Genomic DNA, 20,163 nt, shown 5'->3' with positions numbered 1-20,163 from the left:
CACCCGCATGTGTCGGTGAGCTGTGCCAGCATGGGCGCGACCGCCGAGAGGAACCTTGTGGCCACAGCCGACCTACATCGACTCAATCGCCTGCAGCGTGAGCATGCGGCGTGGGCGCTGCTGCGTGCCGACAATGCGGCGCTGGTGCTGTCGCTGTTGGGTGCGTATTTCGATCACGGCACACGGCGACTCCCGGCGCCCGAACTGTTCGCGTTGCTCGACGCCGACCTGCAGTCGATACGCGACGAAGGATTCGACGTGCCCCGCACCGGGCAGGCCTACTGCGCCGACTGGGTGCGTGCCGGGTACCTGCTCCGCCGTGCGGATACGGAGTCGCGGGAGGAAACCCTCGAGCCCAGCGAGTCGACGTTCGCCGCGCTCGCGTTCGTGGCGGGCCTGACGAGTGCCACCAGTTCCGTCACCGAATCCCGCCTCACCACACTTGCGGGCCAACTCCGCGATCTCGCCCGCGACTCCGATCCACGCAGCGAAACCCGGCTCGCGGCGTTGCGCGCCGAACGCGACGCGCTGGACCGTGAGATCGCGGCCGTCGAATCGGGGGACTTCTCGGTCCTCGACGAGACTCGGGCTGTCGAGCGGATTCGCGAGATTCTCGCGTTGGCCGGGGAGATCCCCGGCGATTTCGCCCGGGTTCGCGCTGAACTCGAGGCACTCAACCGCGAGCTCCGCGCTCGCATCCTCGACGACGACGGCGATCGCGGCGACACGCTCGGCGAGGTATTTCGCGGGGTCGACCTGATCGGCAGCTCCGACGCCGGCAGGAGCTTCACCAATTTCTACGACATGATCATCGACCCCGAACGGTCGTCGCAGATCGACGAGTGGATCGAGACGGTGCTTCAGCGGTCCTTCTCGTACGACCTCGATCCCGACCAGCGGCGCCGGTTCCGCGCGTTGCTCACCGAGATGGAGCGATCGGGCAGCGAGGTTCACGCGACCATGACGTCGCTGTCGCGGTCTCTGCGGCATTTCGTGCAGTCGCGGCACTACGAGGAGCACCGTCGTCTGCAGCGGCTCCTGCGGTCCGCTCAGCAGCAGGCAGTGAAAGCCGCGCCGCTGCGCAGACCGTACGACGTTCTCGATGTGGAACTGGTTCGGATCGGTATGTCCATCGATTCCGTAGCGGCGCTGCACCTGCACAATCCCGCCGACGATCTCGTCACCGAACCGGTGCAGGCGAACGAGATCGGCGAAGTCGACCTCGCCGACCTCCGGCGGATCGTCCGCGAATCAGAGATCGACATGGACGAACTCGCCGACAACATCACCTCCACGTTGCGTGTGCGAGGCAGCGCAACGATCGCCGACGTCCTTCGAGACCACCCCGCCACGCAGGGCCTCGCCAGCGCTGTCGGGCTACTCGTGCTCGCAGCCGAGCACGGACACCTCGTCGACGGCATCGAGGACATCGGGTGGACAGCACCGGACGGTCGGCTCCGTGTCGCGATGGTCCGTCGGCGCCGCTACGACCCCACCGACCCAGTATTCTCCACCGAGGAATCCTCATGACCGACACCGCAGGCCTGTACCCGGGCGACACCGGCGAGCTGGGCCTCGACACACGACGGGCACTCGTGCAGTTGCTGAAGGGGCCGTTGATCACCGCCGACAAGCATCCCGAAGTGTGGCGCACCGTCATCCGAGACGAAAAGGTGCTTCGCTCGCGCCTCGCCGACGTGTTCCTCGACCTCGTCGTCGACGAGGACGAACTTCTCGCATTCACCCGGCCGGCGGACACCGGCGATCACAAGACGCCGAGGGTACTGCGCACCCAGCGCCTCACGTTCATGGACACCGTGATGATCCTCGCGCTGCGGCACCGGTTGCTGCGTGCGCAACCCGGCGAACGCGTCATCGTGGGCTTCGACGAGGTCGGCGAACAACTCGAGGTGTATCGGGCAGCGACGAGCACCGATCCCGCGGGTTTCCGCAAACGCGTCAACTCGTCGTGGACCAAACTCAAGGAGTACTCGCTGCTGGTTCCCACGACCACCGAGGGCCGAATGGAGGTCTCGCCGGTGCTGCGGCAATTGTTCGACGCCGACCAGGTCGCCGCAGTGGAGGCGGAGTTCCGTAGCATCCTCGAGGAGAACCCGAGGTGAGTACGTCACCGATCCATCCGGCACAGTTCCGGCTCGCGCGCGTCCAGGTCGTCAACTGGGGAACCCTCCACGGATTCCACGATGTCCCCGTGGCACGCAAAGGTTTCCTCATCACAGGTGCGTCAGGGTCGGGAAAATCGACACTCATCGACGCGATCTCCACGGTGCTGATGCCCGGTGGCAGCGTCAGATTCAACGCAGCCGCACAGGAGTCGACGACCGGCGCGGGCCGCAACTTCGTCAGCTACATCCGCGGTGCATGGCGACGTGAGGCCGACGCCGACACCGACGCGCTCACGTCGTCCTACCTGCGGACGGGCGCAACATGGAGCGCCGTCGCCCTCACCTACCGCACCGGCGACGACACCTCGCCGGTCACCCTGATCAAACTCATGTATCTCAAACGCGGCGCGAACACGAACAGCGACGTGTCGGTACTGCATCTGATCCTCGATGCCGACGTCCGCCTCACCGAGTTCGAACCGTTCGTCTCCCGCGGCATCGATACCCGAGCGATCCGCAAGAACTGGCCCGACGCCACCGTCAACCCGAGCTACTCGCCGTTCGCACGTGCGTTCCGCAACAAGCTCGGAATCTCGTCGGAAGCCGCGCAGCATCTGCTCCACCGCACGCTGTCGGCGAAGAGTCTGGGCAGCCTCGACCAGCTCCTGCGCGACTACATGCTCGACGAACCCGGCACGTTCGACATCGCGCGGCGCGCCACCGAACAGTTCCGCGATCTGAACGAGGCCCACCGCGTGGTAATCGACGCGCGACGCCAGGTGGAGACGCTCGATCCGCTCGTCGCCCTCGCCAACACCCGCACACTCGGTCTGCACACACAGCGCGACCTGCAGGACGAAGCCGATCACCTCGACGCCGTGCACACCGAGATGACCGTGCGACTGCTCACCGAACGCGTCGAGGAGGCGACCGCACAGACCTCGCTGCTCGAGGCCGCGGCCGACAAGACCGCCGACGAGGCGAAATGCGCCTCCGAACACACCGTGGAGCTCAGGGCACGGCTCGAAGGCGCCGGAGACGGCCAACTCGCCACACTCCGGCTGCGACGCAACACCGCCGAGGAGACACGCGAGCGGATCTCTCGGCAACTCCGAACCCTCGAACAAGCGCTCACAGTGTGGGATGCGCAGACACCGACGACCGCCGCCGAATTCGCGCATCTCCGCGCCCAGATCGACACCGAACTGCGCGACCTCGACGCCCGCGCCGGCGAGCGCCGCACGCAGCTGCATTCGGTCATCGCCGACGTCTCCGAACGTCAAGCGCTGCTACGCACGCTCGTCGCCGACCGAGAGACGCTCGCGAAGCGCCGGTCGAATCTCGACACCCAATTGCTCCGTGCTCGCGAACTGATCTGCGCTGCAGCAGGACTGACCGAAGATGCACTTCCGTTCGCAGGCGAGTCGATCGAGGTACTTCCGGAACACGCCGAATGGACCGGGGCGATCGAGCGAGTGCTCGGGGGGTTCGGCCGCACCCTCCTCGTGCCCGACGAGCTACATCCGCGTGTCGCGGCCGCGATCGACGCGCAGCATCTCGGCGCGCGACTGGTGTATCGGCGGGTGCGTCTCGGCGCGACACCGAAGGATGCGCCGAGTACGTCGAACGAGTCGCTCGTTCGCAAACTCGACGTGCAGGCCGGTTCGTTCACGACGTGGATCCGACATCATCTGGCCGACCGGTTCGACTACGCATGTGTCGACACCGCCGACGATCTGCGGCGAGTCACGCGCGGTGTCACCCGCGCGGGCCAGGTCAAACACGGTGGCGACCGGTTCGAGAAGGACGACCGGTTCCGGGTCGACGACCGGAGCCGCTGGGTGCTCGGTTTCGACAACGAGGCGAAGCTCGTGGCGTTGCGCGACCGCATCGTCGCCGTCGAATCGGAGGTCGGGGAGCTCGCGAGGCGCCGCGACCGGTTCGAGCACGACGACACGGTGATCCAGCAGCGCCGCCACGCGGCAGGCACGGTGCACGATACTGCGTGGGCAGACGTCGATATCGCCACCGCGGACGCGAGCCTCGCGACGATCGACGAACGTCTGCAGGAGTGGCTGCGCGGCAACACCGAGTATTCGGTCCTCACCGCTGCTCTCGAACGCGCCGAGACCGAGGCGCAGGGTGCGCAGGACGCTCAGGTGGCGGCTCGGTCTGCGCTCGAGTCACATCGGAACGAGCTCACCGCGCTCACCGCGCGGCTCGACGAGGTCCGCGCGGAAGTGGTCGACGATGCACCCGCAGAAGTGGCCAGGCGCATTCGCGACCGTTTCCAGGCGGTGGCGCGCCGCGTCACCCACGACAACATCGACCGTGCCCTGCACACTGTGGGGAAGGCCATCGGAGACGAGCAGCGGCGTGCGGCCGGCGCGATCAGCGACGCCGAGCGGGACATCACCCGCATCCTCACCGCGTATCTCGCCGAATGGGAGGCGCGACGCGCCGAGATGCGCGCGGACGCCGAGTTCGTCGACGAGGCGCTGGCGGTGCTCTCGCGGCTGCGCACCGACGGTCTGCCCGCCTACGAGGACGAATTCTTCCGACTGCTCAGCGATCAGTCGCACCGCAACATCGGTGAGCTCACGCGGGCGATCCAGCGTGCGCCGGGTGAGATCCGGTCGCGTATCGATCCGGTCAACGAATCACTGCGGCACTCGCCGTTCGACACCGATCGGATACTGCGGATCGATGTGAAGGACCGCCGGTCGGCCACCGCATCCGAGTTCCTCGCCGAACTCGTCTCGCTGATGAGCGGGTCGTGGAAGGAAGAAGACCGCACCGACGCCGAGCGGCGTTTCGAACGGATGGCGGCTGTTCTCGAGCGTCTCGACTCCGGGGAGCCCGCGGACGTGCGGTGGAGACGCCTCGTGCTCGACACCCGCCTGCACGTCGGGTTCATCGGCGTCGAGGTCGACCTCGAGGGCAACGACACCAACTATCACGATTCGAGTTCGGGGTTGTCCGGTGGGCAAGCCCAGAAGTTGGTGTTCTTCTGCCTTGCAGCGGCGCTGCGGTACCAGCTGGCCCCGGCCGGCGCGGAGTTGCCACGGTACGGCACGGTGATCCTCGACGAGGCGTTCGACCGCGCCGACCCCGCGTACACGCGCCGCGCGCTGGACGTGTTCACGCAGTTCGGGTTTCACATGGTGCTCGCGACACCGCTGAAGCTTCTGCAGACACTCGACGACTACGTCGACGGTGTCGCGACAGTGAGCATCCGCGACAAGAAGTATTCGCAGTTGGCCTTGCTACCGATCCACGACGCCGGCGAGGCTCAGCCGTGAAGTGCGTGCCGCCGTCCGCTGTGGCCGGTAAGGCCCGGACCACCTACGCTCACCGGCGTGGAAGATGGGTTGCAGAGCCGGAACTCGGTGGACCGGATAGCTTGTCGATCGCATTGCACCCACCGGCCGAAGCTGCTGTCGCGAACGATCCCGACGCTGTCGTGGCATGGGTCCGCTCGTGGCATGCGTATCCCGGACCCGGCACCGTCGAGTGGGAGCTGCGTCGATGGCGGAGCTTCGGTCGCCAGGAGGTACCGGTTCGCCTCGTGTTGCGTGGTGCCTCCGAGATCGCAGAGGCCTCCGGACGCACACTCGAGTGGCGTACCGTCACCGCACGGCGACAACATCTGGCTGAGGCGCTCGCACCGGGCACCTCGACGCTCGCTACTGCGATCGCCTCGACGCACTCGAAGTGGCTGGAGTTGGACGAGGAGAACTTCGCACGGCTCGTTGCGGTCGTACGGTGGTTCTCGGACAACCCCGGGTCAGGCATGTTCATTCGTCAGTTGCCGATTCCCGGAGTCGACACGAAATGGGTGTCGCGCCATCGCGGCACGGTCGAGGCGTTGCTCGAGGGTGTGCGAGGCGATCGCGACCTCGGGGTGCGGGCACTGCCCCGGATGTGCGACGTGGCAGTGTGCGACCGGTCGCTGCTGCCGTCGGCTCCCCGAATCTTCGCGACGTCGATCGACGAGTTGTCTTCCCTTCCCTTGAAGCCTTCGACCACGTTGGTGCTGGAAAACAAGGAAGGCCTGCACGCCCTGCCCCACCTGCCGTCCACGGTGGCAGTGCACGGAGGCGGGTACTCGGTGCACGAACTGGCCACCGTGCCGTGGCTCGCGGCCTCGGACGTGGTGTATTGGGGTGATCTCGACACCCACGGCTTCGCGATACTCGATCGCTTCCGACAACATCTGCCGCACGTGCGCAGTCTGCTGATGGATTCGTCGACGATCGAACGCTGGGGCGAACTCGCAGTGCCGGAATCGTCACCGGCGACCCATATCCCGCAGCATCTGACCGAACACGAACACAACGCGCTCGCGCGGGTGCAGTCGGGCAGGCTGAGGATCGAGCAGGAGCGCCTCCCATGGCCGTACGTGGTCGAGTACCTGGTTGCACTCTGACGGTCCGGGTCATACGAAACCGAACAAGGGTGGGATCGCAACGACCACCAGCGCAGCCCATGCTCCGTATACGGGCAGATATTGCATCTGCCACCGTTCGACAGCACCGAATCCGCACCGCCCACGGATGAAGCGGATGCCCAGCCACGCCGCCCAGGACAGGTTGACGAGCAGGACCAGATTCAATCCGAGCGCGACTACCTTGTTCGCGGTGAAGCCGAACTCCACGATGCGCGTGAGCATGGCCACGAGCATCAGTACGTTGACGGCCAGCGCCGCCACCACGAGGACCATCTGAGCCACATCGAACACATCGGGCGCCCCGTGGGGGTCGCGAGCGGAGATGGCATACAGCAGTAGCCCCAGGACGAGGACGAGGATCAGGTCCATCAGGATGAGCAGGTCCCGGTCGACATCGAGAACGCTCCGAGACGAGACGAACGCGACGACGAATGCCGCGAACAACGCGAGCAGCATGAGGATCGTCAGCGGCGTGAAGACCCTGGTGAGCACGGGCGCGATGTTCTCGATCACCGCTTGCTTCGCCTCGACGAGCCACGCTGCCACCACCATCGCGCCCACTGGCGCGAACGGGAGGACCCATGCTTCGAAGAACCACTCGATGTCGATGTCCAGTGCGGCGAACGTTCCTGCCGTCAGGCCCATGAGCGCTCCTCCACCGAGCGCGAGCAACACCATGTAAACGATCCATTCCCCCGTGAACCGGACGAAGTCCATGCGTCGGCGGTCCGATCGCCAGTCTCCGCCGACGTACGCCACACCGACCACGAGCCACAACATGATCGGGGCGTGAATCGCCGCGATGATCTCGGTGTCGCCGCCGTCGTCGAACGGATAGACGTTCAGCACCAGGGCGGTCGCCACGAACGGAACTGCCAGTGCCGCAATGCCCGGAACGCTCATGTTCCGCTTCCACGCGAAGTACACAACGAGGAACGGCAGCACCAGCACGCTCAGGCTGCGCACGAGCACCTGTTCGGGAAGCCATTCGGCCCCGGCCTTGACGACCAGTCCTGCTGCGATGGCGAGGGCGAGAACCACTCCGAGTTCGCTGGGCCTGCGCCTGGCGCCGTCGTGTGGATCAGCCGGGACCAGCACGAGTTGTTTCCACAACCGGTCGGAGTGTTCTCGTGCGAACTCCCGGGAGATGTCGTCGACGCTACCCATCCGCCTCACAGCGACGAGAAATGCTTCGCTCGACGTGAGTCCCGCGATCGACAGGTCCGAAATCTGCCCGCGCAGATGCTCTTCCAATTCGTCGACGTCGGACGTCGAGATCACCCTGTGCCCCGAGACATATCCTCGCCACTGCGCGATCTGAGATTCGAGCTGCGCGTCGATGTCCATCACGCCCACCCTTCCGCCGCCGGTGGCAGCACGGTGGAGTCCCACACCCGATGCAGGGCCTCAGCGACGACCGTCCACTGCGCGGCACGTTCGGCGAGCATGTTCCTGCCGGCGTCGGTCAGCGTGTAGTGCTTCCGCCGACGACCGTTCTCTGCCGTATGCCAGGACGCCGAGACGCAGCCGGCGCGTTCGAGCCGATGCAGCAGCGGGTAGAGCATGCCGTCGGTCCACTGCATGCGACCGTCCGACAGTTCGTTGACGCGTTTGATGATCGCATAGCCGTACGACTCGCCCTCGGCGAGAATCCCGAGTACCAAGGGCGTGGCCGACGCAGCCACGAGGTCCTTGTCGATGAACATGACCCTCCTATACCTAGCACTTCTAGGCGTGAAGCCGACCCTAGCAGATCTAGGTACATAGAACTGTTAGGTGTCGGGGGATGTTCAACGCAACCGTTCACGTCGCCCGACGGTGCTGCGCAACCCTTCCGCTGCTGCGCGCACCGCGGCGACGTGGGCTTCCGGAGTGAATCGACCGGTGGGGCCGGTGACGCTGATAGCCGCGATGACTTCGTCGTCGATCCCGAACACCGGCGCCGCCACACAGGTGATGCCCAGCGCCGATTCCTCCCGCTCGAATGCGACACCGGTCTCGACGACCCGTTCGAGCTGCGTGCGCAGAATTCCGGGGGCGACAATCGTATGCGGCGTGCGACGGACCTTGGGCATCGACAGCGCTTCGTGGACGAGTTCTGCGTCCGCATGCGCCAGCAGGGCTTTCCCGATTGCGGTGCAGTACCAAGGATTTCGACCACCGGTGCGCGACGGCGACTTCGCCTGCCGGTGACCACCGAGCTTCACCACGTAGACGACGTCGAGTTCGTCGCGCACGCCCAGATGCACGGTCTCGTGAGTGCGTTCGTAGAGGTCCTGCAGGAACGGCATGGCCATCTCGAGCAGGCTGCGCTCGACGGAGGCCCGCATCCCCAGCTCGAACAGTCCTCCGCTGAGGCGGTATCCGCCGTCGACGCGATCCAGCAATCGATTGGCGACCAACTCCCCGGCCAGTCGGTGGACGGTCGCCTTGTGGAGTCCGGTGCGCCGGACGAGTTCGGCCAGCGGGAGAACATTGTCGTCGGGCCGGAACGCACGAAGGATCGTCACCGCCTTGCCGAGCACCGTGCCCAGATTTGCCGTCACGAGAACAGCGTATCGCTCAGTGAGACGAACCATTGTTGCTCGAGCCCTCGAAGCAGGACAGTAGAGGTCATGAGCAACCCCACGAACACCACCGCGGTCAGCGAGGCGGACATCGCCGCCGCAGCGGACCGCCTCGTGTCCGCTGCCGCGAGCGGCACCCCGACCGCCCCGATCCGCGACCTGATCGGCGAGAGCGATCTCGTCGCGGCCTACGCGGTTCAGCAGCGCTTCAACGACGGCCGCACTGAGGCCGGCGCCGTCGTCGTGGGCCGCAAGATCGGCCTGACGTCCAAGGCCGTGCAGGAACAGCTCGGTGTCGGCCAGCCCGACCTCGGGGTGCTGTTCGACAACATGGCATTCGACAACGGTGCCGACATCCCGATGAGCCTGCTGATCCAGCCGAAGGTCGAGGGGGAGGTCGGGTTCGTGCTCGGCGCCGACCTGATCGACGGCCCGCTCGACACCGCCCAGGTGCGGGGCGCCATCGAGTACGCGGTCGCCGCTCTCGAGATCTGCGACAGCCGGATCGCCAACTGGGACATCAAATTCGGCGACACTGTCGCCGACAACGCGTCCTCCGGCGTGTACGTCCTCGGCACCGAGCGCCGCACCCTCGACGAGATCGAACCCGTCGATGTCACCATGTCGATGGAGATCGACGGCACCGAGGTCTCCACCGGGAACGGCGCCGCCTGCCTCGGCGACCCGATCCAAGCCGTCGTCTGGCTCGCACAGACCGCCCGCGAACTCGGCCGGCCGCTGAAGGCCGGCCAGGTGATCCTCTCGGGTGCTCTCGGCCCGATGGCGTCCGTCTCCGCAGGCAGCACCGTCTCCGTCACCGTGTCCGGCCTGGGCACCGTGACAGCCCGTTTCGTGGAAGGAAAGCAAGCATGAGCAAGACCAAGGTTGCGATCATCGGATCGGGCAATATCGGCACCGATCTCATGATCAAGGTTCTGCGCACCTCCGAGGTTCTCGAGATGGGCGCCATGGTCGGCATCGACCCCGAGTCCGACGGCCTCGCCCGCGCCGCGCGCCTGAAGGTACCCACCACGGCAGAAGGCGTCGAAGGCCTGGTGAACCTTCCGAACTTCGACGAGATCGAGATCGTGTTCGACGCGACGTCGGCGAAGGCGCACATCGCGAACAACGAGCGTCTCGCACCGCTGGGCAAGCGCCTGATCGACCTCACGCCCGCCGCGATCGGTCCCTTCGTGGTTCCCGCCGTCAACGCCGACGAGCACCTCGACGCGCAGAACGTGAACATGGTGACGTGCGGTGGCCAGGCCACCATCCCGATGGTCGCGGCCGTGTCCCGCGTCGTGCCGGTCGCGTATGCCGAGATCGTCGCGTCGATCGCGTCGAAGTCGGCCGGTCCCGGTACCCGCGCGAACATCGACGAGTTCACCGAGACCACGTCGTCGGCGATCGAGACGGTCGGCGGCGCTCGTCGCGGCAAGGCCATCATCATCCTGAACCCGGCCGAGCCGCCGCTGATCATGCGCGACACGGTGTTCTGCCTGGTGGACGCCCCGGATCCGGCCACCCACGACGAGATCCGTCAGTCGATCGAGAAGATGGTCGGCGACGTCGCGGCATACGTACCGGGCTACCGTCTCAAGCAGCAGGTGCAGATCACCGAGATCCCGCAGGATCAGCCGGTCGAGACGCTGCTCGTCGACGGCAACCGCCCGACCCACCAGGTCTCGATCTTCCTCGAGGTCGAGGGCGCTGCCCACTACCTTCCCGCATACGCCGGCAACCTCGACATCATGACCTCCGCCGGACTCCAGATCGCAGAGCGGATCGCACAGAAGAAGGACAACGCCTGATGAGCAACACCACCGTCTTCGTTCAGGACGTCACCCTCCGCGACGGCATGCACGCGGTGCGTCACCGGATCACCCCGGCCGACGTCAAGCGCATCGTCTCCGCCCTCGAGGACGCGGGCGTCGACGCAATCGAGGTCGCGCACGGCGACGGCCTCGCCGGCGGTTCCGTGAACTACGGCCCGGGCTCGAACACCGACTGGGAGTGGATCGAGGCCGCAGCGGAGGTTCTCCAGAACGCCCGCCTGACCACGCTGCTGCTGCCCGGCGTCGGTACAGTCCACGATCTGCAGCGCGCATGGGATCTCGGAGTCCGCTCGGTGCGCATCGCGACGCATTGCACCGAGGCCGACGTCTCCGCACAGCACATCGCGACCGCCCGCGAGATCGGCATGGATGTGTCGGGCTTTCTGATGATGAGCCACATGGCTCCGGCCGAGGAGCTCGCGAAGCAGGCCAAGCTCATGGAATCGTATGGCGCGCACTGCGTCTATGTGACCGACTCCGGCGGACGGCTGACCCTGGGCGGTGTGCGCGACCGCGTCCGTGCCTACCGCGAGATCCTGAACGAGGGCACCGAGATCGGTATCCACGCTCACGAGAACCTGTCGCTGTCGGTGGCGAACAGTGTCATCGCCGTCGAGGAGGGCGTCTACCGCGTCGATGCGTCGCTTGCGGGACACGGCGCCGGTGCCGGCAACTGCCCGATCGAGGCGTTCATCGCGGTCGCCGATCTGTACGAGTGGAAGCACGGCTGCGATGTGTTCAAGCTGCAGGATGCAGCCGACGACATCGTCCGCCCCCTGCAGGACCGTCCGGTGCGCGTCGACCGCGAAACCCTCACCCTCGGTTACGCCGGTGTGTACTCGAGCTTCCTGCGTCACGCGGAGGCGGCGTCGGCACGCTACGACATCGACGTGCGCACGCTGCTCCTCGAGGCCGGCAAGCGCAAGCTGGTCGGCGGTCAGGAAGACATGATCGTCGACATCGCGCTCAACCTCGTCGCCGAGCGTGAGGCCGCGTCCGCCTGACGCAGGCGGCACAGTCGAGCAGAGGTCCCCGCCCGCGCTTCTCGGGCGGGGACCTCACCGTCGGCAGCCCTAGCGGAGCATCCTCAGCCAACACTCGTACACCAAAATTTGCTGCCACCCCGTTTCACCTGCGATTTCTCCCACTTCACTCGGTGAACATTTGCGACTAGGATGACGTCCTCACGCAAATATTTCACCGAACGGAGCACTCCACGATCACCCAGGCACAGCCCTCGACGTCCCATGTCCCCGCGAACCCGGGTGTGGTGGCCACTCCCGCACTCGCGCCGATCCCGACTCGGCCACTCGATCCGATCTGGTGCATCGACCGGTACGCCCTGCCCATCACCACGACCACGCCGCACGAGGCGATGGTCGAAGACCTGCTGTTCATCCGGGATGTCCTCGACACGGCGGGTATTACATACACGCTGATCCGCGAAGTGGACGACCGTCCCTGCCTGGCTGTCGACCGGGCCGACCGGAAGATCCTCGAGGCGAGCCTGGCATCGGCCTGTTCGGACCAGCCGTTCTATTCGAAAACGCTGGGAAAGAAGGGACTTCGACCTGTACTCGTGGCCGACGGGCGCCTGTCCCGGATGCGGAAGGCCCGCGCGTTCCGGCTGTATCGTCCGCGGGTGGAGCCGGTGAGCGGCCTGCGGTACGGCGCGTCCAGCGGCGTGGGGATCGAACTGTGGCGACGACGGGGTGACGAGCTCGAGCTCCCCGGCGCGAACGCGCTCACACGCAATACGGTGCTGCGCAACGAACTGGTGTGCACCACCGTCGAGCGGTACGGACAGCTCTGGCCGACCATCGAGGGCATGTTCGACGCGCATCCGTCGGGCCTACCGTTCGAGATCGATATCGTCTTCTCGTGGGTCGACGGCTCGTCGAAGACATTTCAGGCCAAGCGCGCCAAGCTCATGCAGAGCTATGTGGTCGGCGAGGGGGACGACTCCCCCGCACGCTACCGGCAGATAAACGAGCTCAAGTACGCGCTCCGCTCGGTGAACATGTACGCCCCCTGGGTTCGCCGGATCTTCGTCGCGACCGATTCCGATCGACCCGAGTGGCTTGCCGACGACGACCGGGTCACTTTTGTGCGAAGCGAGGAGTTCTTCGCCGACCAATCGATGCTGCCGACGCACAATTCGCAGGCCGTCGAGGCGCAGCTGCACCGCATTCCCGGACTCGCGGAGCATTTCGTGTATTCCAACGACGACATGTTCTTCGGTCGTCCGGTGGATCCCCAAGTGTTCTTCTCACCGGCGGGGGTCAGCAAGTTCATCGAGTCCGATATTCGGATCGGTCTCGGGCAGAACCACAGCGAACGCAGCGGTTTCGAGAACTCGGCGCGGGTCAATCGAGGACTGCTGCGAAAGCGTTTCGGGGTGACGATCACCCATCACCTCGAACATTCACCGGCACCGTTGCGCCGGAGCATCGTGGCGGAGATGGAGCGAGAATTCGACACCGAGTTCATGGCAACTGCAGGAAGCCCGTTCCGCGCAGTCGACAACATCTCGGTGACGAACTCCTTCTATCACTACTACGCGTTGATGACAGGACGCGCGGTGCAGCAGCAGTCCGCCCGTGTGAACTATGTCGACACGACGACTCACTCGGGCCTGCGAGAACTCGATACACTGCTCGCGAAACGCAGAACCGACTTCATCTGTCTCAACGACGGCAGCGCCCCCGAGGTCGATCTGGAAGTGCGTACCGCGAAGGTCACGCAGTTCCTCGATCACTACTATCCGATCCCCGCGCCGTGGGAGACCGCCTATCCCCGCTGACCGTCCCGGTCAGACGTTGAGGGTGAGCTCCGGATTCTCCGGGATTCTGACCCGCGCATCGGCGAGACGCTGGGCGGTCTCCTCGGCGGAGACGTGCCGACCGGCGGTGGCATGGCTGCCGGCCGGCACCACGGAATGCACGATGGTCTCGGGATAGACGTGTACCAGGTTGAACCCCTGTGCTCCGTCGCGACCGCGCTGAGAGTCGAACGGGACGTTGAGATCCTGGGTGTAGCACGTGGACGACGCCACGGATACCGGGATTCCGGCAAACGTCGCCGTCGTCGAGTAGTGCAGGTGACCTGCCAGAATTGCGCGGACATCCGAGTTGCGCACCACGTCGGCGAGCCCGGTCTGGTCTCGAAGCTCGACGAGCACCGCGAGGTCGAACACGCACGGCACCGGAGGATGATGCAGCACGAGCACGGTTCCGAACGGCGCGGGCGTCTCGAGTTCGCTTCGGAGCCATCCGAGTTGTTCAGGGCCGATCTCGCCGTGGTGGAACCCGGGAACGGAACTGTCCAGGGTGATCACCCGCAGGCCGTTGACGTTGTGGACCTGGTCGATCGGCCCGGAACCCGGGGACTGGTCGAGCAGACGTTCGCGGAAGGCGGCGCGGTCGTCATGGTTCCCCATCGCCCAGATCACGCGGGCGTCGAGTTCCTCCGCGACAGGTTCGACCAACGCACGTAGCTTCACATAGGCATCGGGCTGGCCACGATCGGCGAGGTCGCCGGTGAAGACCAGGGCCTCGGGCCGAACCTGCGACGCACGGATGTCGTCGACGATGCGCTGGATGTGCGCGTCGCTGTCGACCGTGCCGTAGAGCAGTTCGGTTCCACCCACCAGGTGGGTGTCGCTGAGGTGCAGGAGGGTGTGAGACGGCCGCGGGTACTCGGCTACTCGCTCTGACTCGGCGGAGCCGGTCATGATCACTCGCTTCCGTTCGGCGACGTTTCAGGATTCCACGCCGACTTCGAGGCTAACCGCATCGGTTGTACCTCTCCAACACGACTGCCGCGGCCTCGTCTGGGAAAGATCCGGCAAACACCCGATGACCAACCATGACCTGCGCACACGCGGGTGTTTACATCTACGCCGCGACCAGTTCCTTCTCCGGGCCCGAGGTTGCAGCGGGAATCGGCGTCAGCGACGGCCGTCGTACCAGCGCCACGCCGACGTACATCACGAGCGAGATGATCACGGCGAGGAACGTCGTCCACCCGTCGACGTCGGCCGTCACCAGATCGTTCGGGATGTACAGCAGGGTGTTGTCGACGCCGTAGATCGTGGGCGTGAGGACGAAGAACCCGACGCGCACCCCGATACCGGCGACCGCGGCGGCGGCGACGGCAACGCCGTCACCGCGCGTCCAGAACAGGCCCAGGATGAACGGCACCACCAGCGACGCGAGCAGCAGGTCGAAGGTGAGGGTGAGCAGGATGCCGGTCTGCGGGACTCGCAGTGCGACGATCGCACCGAGCGCCGCCATCGGGAGCATCGCCCAGCGAGTCGCCTTCATGACGTCCGACGACATCGCGGCATGCTCACCACCGACCCGGAAAATGTTGCGCACCAGCACAGTCGCGGTGGACAGCAGGATTCCGCTGATCGTCGTCAGCGACGCAGTGACGAGACCCGACAGGACGAGGATCGACAGCCACTGCGGCGTGTACTCGCCGAGCAGCACGTACAGGATAGGGGCATCGGCGGCGCTGTCTCCCACGATGGAGACCGCGGCGAGTGCAACGAACGACAGCGGGACGCACAACAGCAGGATGCCCGTCGCTGCGGAGAAGCAGGCGCGCTGTGCGGCATGCGGCGACTTGGCGGAGAATACGCGCTGCATCAGGTCGATCGCGACGAGGTTGCCGAGGCCGAGCGCGACGATCGTCGCCCAGTTGATCGCTGCGCCCTGCGCGGGATCGGTGAGCTGACCCAGATTTCCGATGCCGAGCCCCTCAGGGCTGGAGAACCCGGGGCCGGCCGCGACCCACAGGAGGAGCGAGATGATCCCCACGACCATGACGCCGAACTGCACCATGCCGGTGTAGACGCTGGCGAACATCCCACCGGCCATGGTGTAGGCGAGCACGAACGGGATGATCACCAGCACTGCCATCGTGTAGTTCAGGCCCAGGAAGTATTCGAGCAGGTAGCCCAGCGCGACCAAGTTGCCCGCGAGCAGGATCCCGAAGCTCACCACCGTAAGGACTGACGCGGTGATCTCGGTGCTTCGCCCGAACCTCTGCCCGAAGTATTCGGGAAGGGTCACCACTCCGGTAGCGCGTAGCTTCTTCGCGAAGAACAGGCCCACGAGGAGCACGCTCACTGCAATACCCAGTGGCATCGCAGCGCCGGCCCAGAAACCGAATGCGGCGGACAGGTCTGCACTGCCGAGGGTCGCGTTGGAGTCGATGACCTGCGACATGAGCAGGACCGCGATGACGGGCGCGCCCAGTGAGCGGCCGGCCAGGAGGAAGTTCCCGGTATCTCCGCGAACTTTGCGAGTGGAATAGAAACCGGCCCCGAGCAGAACTACGAGGCACACGGCGACACCGGTGATGATCATGACAGCTCCATCGAGAGGGTCAGACGGCAGGAGCGCTGCGTTGGGCTTCGCGTCCGAGCGAGTAGAGAGGGCGTGCATTGTCGGGAAGAGCGATCTCGCCATCAGCGAGACGGCGACGGAGATAGACGAAACTCTGGGCGGTCTGCGCGAACAGGTGCTCGCCCGCTCGTACACCGTCGTACCGCGGACCGTCTTCACCGACGAATCGATCCAGGGGTTCGACCCACGTGTCGTAGTCGACATTGAAGAAGAGCGGGAACGAGTAACGCTCTTCGGCTACCTTACGCACCCGATGTGACGTCGCTGTAAATGTCCCGTTGGTCCAAATCTCCAGTAGGTCACCGATGTTCAGTACGAATGCGTCGTCGCGGTATGGAACGTCGATCCAGGTGCCCTCAGCGTTGACGACCTGGAGTCCCGGCGCCGTGGGCAGCAGGAGCGTGAACACCTCGTAGTCGGTGTGGGCACCGATACCCGGCCGGTCGTCGGCACTCGGGTCGTGCGGATAGTGGATCATCCTCAGCTGTGCGGGTGGGGTGGTGACAAATCGATCGAAGAGATCCGCCGGCTCACCCAAAGTTTCGGCGAAGGCGCGCAGGATGACTCGGCCGAGACCGAAGATCGCGTCGTAGTAGGCGGTGACGGGGCCGGCGAAGTTGTCGAGTGTGGGCCACTGGTTGGGTCCGAGCAACGGATTGCCCGCAAGATAATCCGGGTCGTCGGCCGGGAGATCGATCGAGAGGTCGTAGGCCTCTTTGTGGTCGGGGGTGGCACCCGCGAACACCTCCTCCCCTGCCGGGACATATCCACGATGATTGGTGGAATTACCGATGTACACGGACATTTTCGTGTCGTCCGATTCCGCGAAGAATCGCTCGGCTGCGCCCTTCAGCTCGTCGATCAGGGTGCGATCGATTCCGTGACCGATGATCTGAGCGAAGCCCACCTCGCGGGCTGCTCGGCCGAGTTCGTCGACGACGGCGTCGCGTTCATCTGCGCCGACGATGAGAGCGGTGACGTCGATGACCGGAATACTGGTGAAGGTCACGGGATTCTCCTGAGGTCTGCGCCGGAGCCTGCGTCGAGGTCGAGTCGCTGCCAGTTCCGCACGACGGGATTCCCGTCGAGGTCGTGGTCGCGAGTGCCGATCCGGTCGCCGAACACCGGATTCAGGTGTGCACCGACCCGATACGGGAGGCTGGAGGCGGTGATGATCCACTGCTCGTCGCGCACAACGCCGAGCGCGATCTCACAGTCGAAGAGCTCTTGTGCCGCGCGTAGGCTCGCGGCTCCGCGGATCTGTTCGTGCAGTGGACTGTCGAGCGGTGGACTGTCGAGCACGTGCGTACGGCCCCGGGCGAATGCGAAGTCGCCGCCCACGCGCACGACGACTCCGGGTGCACCGGTGTCGAGGTCCTCGAGCAGGTACTCGTCGATGTCCGGTGAGGTTGCGGCGATCCGCCAGTGTTCGATGTAGTCCTCGAATATGCCTTGCTCGACGAGGGTGCCGTGATCGAGTGCATTCAGAGCGCCCGCGTCCGGTGTCGGGCCTGCCGGGTGCAGCGCGACTGTGCGGCCCCATTCGACGTGGTCGCTGTTGTCGAACAGCGGGCCGGCGAATCCGTCCTGATCAGCCAGCACGAGCAGGTCTCCGATACCCAGGGCACGAAGCGCGGGTGCCTCGATCTTCGGTAGCGCGGCGGGCTGTCGAAGATCGCAGTACAGTGCGCGTCCCTGCAGCCAGGTGACACGAGTCGTCGTGTCGTCCGGATGCTCCGGTCTGCTCAGCAGGGTGCGCTCGAAACGGGTTCCCGAGAGCGACGTAGCGACCGTCACGCGCCGCCTTCCTTCCACCGTGCACGCTCCTGCGCGAACGCCACGGACTGGATTCGCTGGAAGGCGTCGATCGATTCGGTGTTGTCCACCAGGAACTTCCGGTGTTCGGCGAGAGAGAATGTGCCGTCGGTGATCTCCACTCCCCCACCGCGACCGGCGGCGAGGTCGGCGCGCAGGTCGAGCAGTTCCTCTGGATCGACGGGGTACCAGGAGATCCGGTCGAAGAAGCGCAGAAGCCACGGTGTGCCGTCCTCGAACGGACCTGCCTGTTGTGGATGCCGGTGGTTCCACACCTGTGTGGTGCGTCCGACGAACTGGTAGCCGCCCGGGCCTTCCATTCCGTAGATGCACAGATATGCGCCGCCGATCCCGACCGCATTCTCCGGAGTCCAGGTGCGTGCGGGGTTGTACTTCGTGGTGACAAGTCGGTGCCTCGGGTCGAGCGGGGTCGCGACCGGCGCACCGAGATAGACGTCGCCGAGCCCGAGCACCATGTACTCGGCGGCGAAGACGGTGTCGAACACGTCGGCGACGGCGTCGAGGCCGTTCATGCGGCGGATGAACTCGATGTTCCACGGGCACCACGGTGCATCGGAACGCACCCCGTGCATGTAGCGCTGGATGGCTTCGCGCGTCGCAGGATCATCCCACGACAGCGGCAGCCGCACGTGCCGGCTGGGAACCTCGAGTTCCTCGCTGTCGCCGAGGGTGTCCTCGACGTCCGCGAGGTGCCCGAGCAATGTCTTCACGGGCAGCACGTCGGGGTCGACCTTGACCTGCAGCGATCGGATGCCCGGAGTGAGTTCGAGCAGGCCGCGTGGGCGGTCGGCGTCGAGCTGCTGGTGCAGCGCGTGGATGCGGGCACGCAGACCCAGGTCGAGGGTCATGTCGCCGTATTCGACGAGCACGTTGTCGTCGCCGCTGCGCCGGTAGGTGACGGCGGTGTGGCCGTCGCGGCGGGCGAGGACGCCGTCGTCGCCATCTCCGCCGTTGGAGGTGACCAGCGACAACCCTGCGCGACGCGCGGTTCCGAGTGCACGGCGGGATGCGACGTGCTCCGCCCGCACCGGCACGAACCGGATCGTGTTGCCGGGGGCGAGCTGACCGAGCTTCCAACGGTCGGCGGACGCCACGGTCGCCGGGCACACGAAGCCGCCGAGGCTCGGGCCGTCGGGTCCGAGGAGGATCGGGGTGTCGCCGGTGAAGTCCAGTGCACCGACAGAGTAGGCGTTGTCGTGGATGTTCGAGGGGTGCAGTCCGGCCTCGCCGCCGTCGGTGCGGGCCCATTCCGGTACCGGGCCGACGAGCCGGACGCCGGTGCGGTCGGAGTTGAAGTGCACCTCGTAGTCGGTGGCGTAGAGGGTGTCGATGTCGGCGCGGGTGAAGAACTCGGGTGCGCCGTGCGGTCCCTCGGTGACGGCGATCCGCCAGTGCGTCGTGAGGGCGGGGATGTGCTCGGAGGGCACTGCAGCGCTCTGTCCCGACGGGATGTCGCCGACGACCAGCACGTCTCCGTCGCGGAGTGCGCGACCCTCGTGACCACCGAATGTCCCGAGTGTGAAGGTTGCTGTGCTGCCCAGGAATTCGGGGACATCGAGGCCGCCGGCCACCAATACGTAGACACGCAGGCCAGGCCCCTCGATCGTTCCGACGTCGAGTAGTCCGCCCGCCGGGACCGTGACGGGCCGCCACTGCGGCACGATCTCACCGTCGATGCGCACCGTGACCGGGGCGCCCGTCACGCACACCACGGTGTCCTCGGTGAATCGCAGGGCCGGACCGACCATTGCGGATTCGAGGCCGGATGTGCCCTCGTCGTTCCCGAGAGCGGTGTTGCCGAGGCGGAACGACAGGTCGTCCATCGGTCCGGACGGCGGCACACCGATCTGCCAGTAACCGGCGCGACCCGGGTAGTCCTGGACGGTGGTGAGCATTCCCGGGCGTTCGACGGTGATCTTCGTGGTCATGGCGAAC

The 20,163-nt window shown here is 65.9% G+C and carries 16 protein-coding genes; 8 read left to right on the top strand and 8 right to left on the bottom strand.

Annotated elements, in window-relative coordinates; translation table 11 throughout:
- Positions 1–30 precede the first annotated feature (30 nt).
- Genes Q7514_RS28430 through Q7514_RS28415 form a run of 4 tightly spaced genes read left to right on the top strand, consistent with a single transcriptional unit; the run spans position 31 to position 6,555 of the window.
- Positions 31–1,530: a DUF3375 domain-containing protein gene (locus tag Q7514_RS28430; protein ID WP_330136610.1), complete on the top strand. Its 1,500-nt coding sequence runs from the start codon at positions 31–33 to the stop codon at positions 1,528–1,530.
- Entirely contained in the window at positions 1,527–2,123 is a 597-nt protein-coding gene (locus Q7514_RS28425) for a DUF4194 domain-containing protein (protein ID WP_247273022.1), read from the top strand. The genes Q7514_RS28430 and Q7514_RS28425 overlap by 4 nt, the downstream gene beginning before the upstream one ends.
- On the top strand, positions 2,120–5,428 hold the full coding sequence (locus Q7514_RS28420) for an ATP-binding protein (protein ID WP_330136609.1): 3,309 nt from the start codon (positions 2,120–2,122) through the stop codon (positions 5,426–5,428). Before Q7514_RS28425 ends, Q7514_RS28420 begins: the two co-directional genes overlap by 4 nt.
- On the top strand, positions 5,425–6,555 hold the full coding sequence (locus tag Q7514_RS28415) for a DUF3322 domain-containing protein (protein WP_408016206.1): 1,131 nt from the start codon (positions 5,425–5,427) through the stop codon (positions 6,553–6,555). The genes Q7514_RS28420 and Q7514_RS28415 overlap by 4 nt, the downstream gene beginning before the upstream one ends.
- 9 nt (positions 6,556–6,564) lie before the next feature.
- On the opposite strand, the gene Q7514_RS28410 is transcribed toward Q7514_RS28415, so the two are convergent.
- The 3 genes from Q7514_RS28410 to Q7514_RS28400 form a co-directional block, all read right to left on the bottom strand.
- A complete protein-coding gene (locus Q7514_RS28410; protein ID WP_330136607.1) occupies positions 6,565–7,923 on the bottom strand; it encodes a permease prefix domain 1-containing protein in 1,359 nt (452 codons plus the stop codon).
- A complete protein-coding gene (locus Q7514_RS28405; protein WP_330136606.1) occupies positions 7,923–8,282 on the bottom strand; it encodes a PadR family transcriptional regulator in 360 nt (119 codons plus the stop codon). Before Q7514_RS28405 ends, Q7514_RS28410 begins: the two co-directional genes overlap by 1 nt.
- An 84-nt stretch (positions 8,283–8,366) precedes the next feature.
- The gene (locus Q7514_RS28400; RefSeq protein WP_330136605.1) at positions 8,367–9,155 is read right to left on the bottom strand and encodes an IclR family transcriptional regulator; all 789 of its coding nucleotides are present in this window, start codon (positions 9,153–9,155) and stop codon (positions 8,367–8,369) included.
- Positions 9,156–9,191: 36 nt separating this feature from the next.
- Here Q7514_RS28400 and Q7514_RS28395 point away from each other — a divergent pair, with 36 nt between their 5' ends.
- From Q7514_RS28395 to Q7514_RS28380, 4 genes are all read left to right on the top strand, one after another.
- Positions 9,192–10,016: a 2-keto-4-pentenoate hydratase gene (locus Q7514_RS28395; protein WP_330136604.1), complete on the top strand. Its 825-nt coding sequence runs from the start codon at positions 9,192–9,194 to the stop codon at positions 10,014–10,016.
- Complete coding sequence (locus Q7514_RS28390) at positions 10,013–10,954, top strand: acetaldehyde dehydrogenase (acetylating) (protein ID WP_330136603.1); 942 nt, start codon at positions 10,013–10,015, stop codon at positions 10,952–10,954. The genes Q7514_RS28395 and Q7514_RS28390 overlap by 4 nt, the downstream gene beginning before the upstream one ends.
- Positions 10,954–11,982, top strand: coding sequence for a 4-hydroxy-2-oxovalerate aldolase (gene dmpG / locus Q7514_RS28385; protein WP_247273015.1), 1,029 nt, complete (start codon positions 10,954–10,956; stop codon positions 11,980–11,982). Before Q7514_RS28390 ends, dmpG begins: the two co-directional genes overlap by 1 nt.
- Positions 11,983–12,296: 314 nt before the next feature.
- A complete protein-coding gene (locus Q7514_RS28380; RefSeq protein ID WP_408016209.1) occupies positions 12,297–13,781 on the top strand; it encodes a stealth family protein in 1,485 nt (494 codons plus the stop codon).
- Positions 13,782–13,790: 9 nt separating this feature from the next.
- On the opposite strand, the gene Q7514_RS28375 is transcribed toward Q7514_RS28380, so the two are convergent.
- The 5 genes from Q7514_RS28375 to Q7514_RS28355 all read right to left on the bottom strand — a co-directional run bounded on the left by Q7514_RS28375 (position 13,791) and on the right by Q7514_RS28355 (position 20,156).
- Positions 13,791–14,711 carry a phosphodiesterase gene (locus Q7514_RS28375; protein ID WP_330136602.1) on the bottom strand — a complete coding sequence of 307 codons (921 nt, stop codon included), beginning with the start codon at positions 14,709–14,711 and terminating at the stop codon, positions 13,791–13,793.
- 163 nt (positions 14,712–14,874) lie between these two features.
- Positions 14,875–16,353, bottom strand: a complete 1,479-nt coding sequence (locus tag Q7514_RS28370; RefSeq protein WP_330136601.1) for a sodium:solute symporter family protein — start codon at positions 16,351–16,353, stop codon at positions 14,875–14,877.
- Positions 16,354–16,372: 19 nt separating this feature from the next.
- Positions 16,373–17,401 (bottom strand): isopenicillin N synthase family dioxygenase, encoded by a 1,029-nt coding sequence (locus tag Q7514_RS28365; RefSeq protein WP_330136600.1) that lies wholly within the window; start codon positions 17,399–17,401, stop codon positions 16,373–16,375.
- Positions 17,398–18,189: a hypothetical protein gene (locus tag Q7514_RS28360; protein WP_330136599.1), complete on the bottom strand. Its 792-nt coding sequence runs from the start codon at positions 18,187–18,189 to the stop codon at positions 17,398–17,400. Before Q7514_RS28360 ends, Q7514_RS28365 begins: the two co-directional genes overlap by 4 nt.
- Positions 18,186–20,156, bottom strand: coding sequence for a 5-oxoprolinase/urea amidolyase family protein (locus Q7514_RS28355; RefSeq protein WP_330136598.1), 1,971 nt, complete (start codon positions 20,154–20,156; stop codon positions 18,186–18,188). Before Q7514_RS28355 ends, Q7514_RS28360 begins: the two co-directional genes overlap by 4 nt.
- Between the last annotated feature and the right edge of the window lie 7 nt (positions 20,157–20,163).

This window comes from Rhodococcus artemisiae, from assembly GCF_036327795.1.
GTDB lineage: Bacteria > Actinomycetota > Actinomycetes > Mycobacteriales > Mycobacteriaceae > Rhodococcus > Rhodococcus artemisiae.
This window is presented reverse-complemented; position numbering and strand designations above follow the sequence as displayed.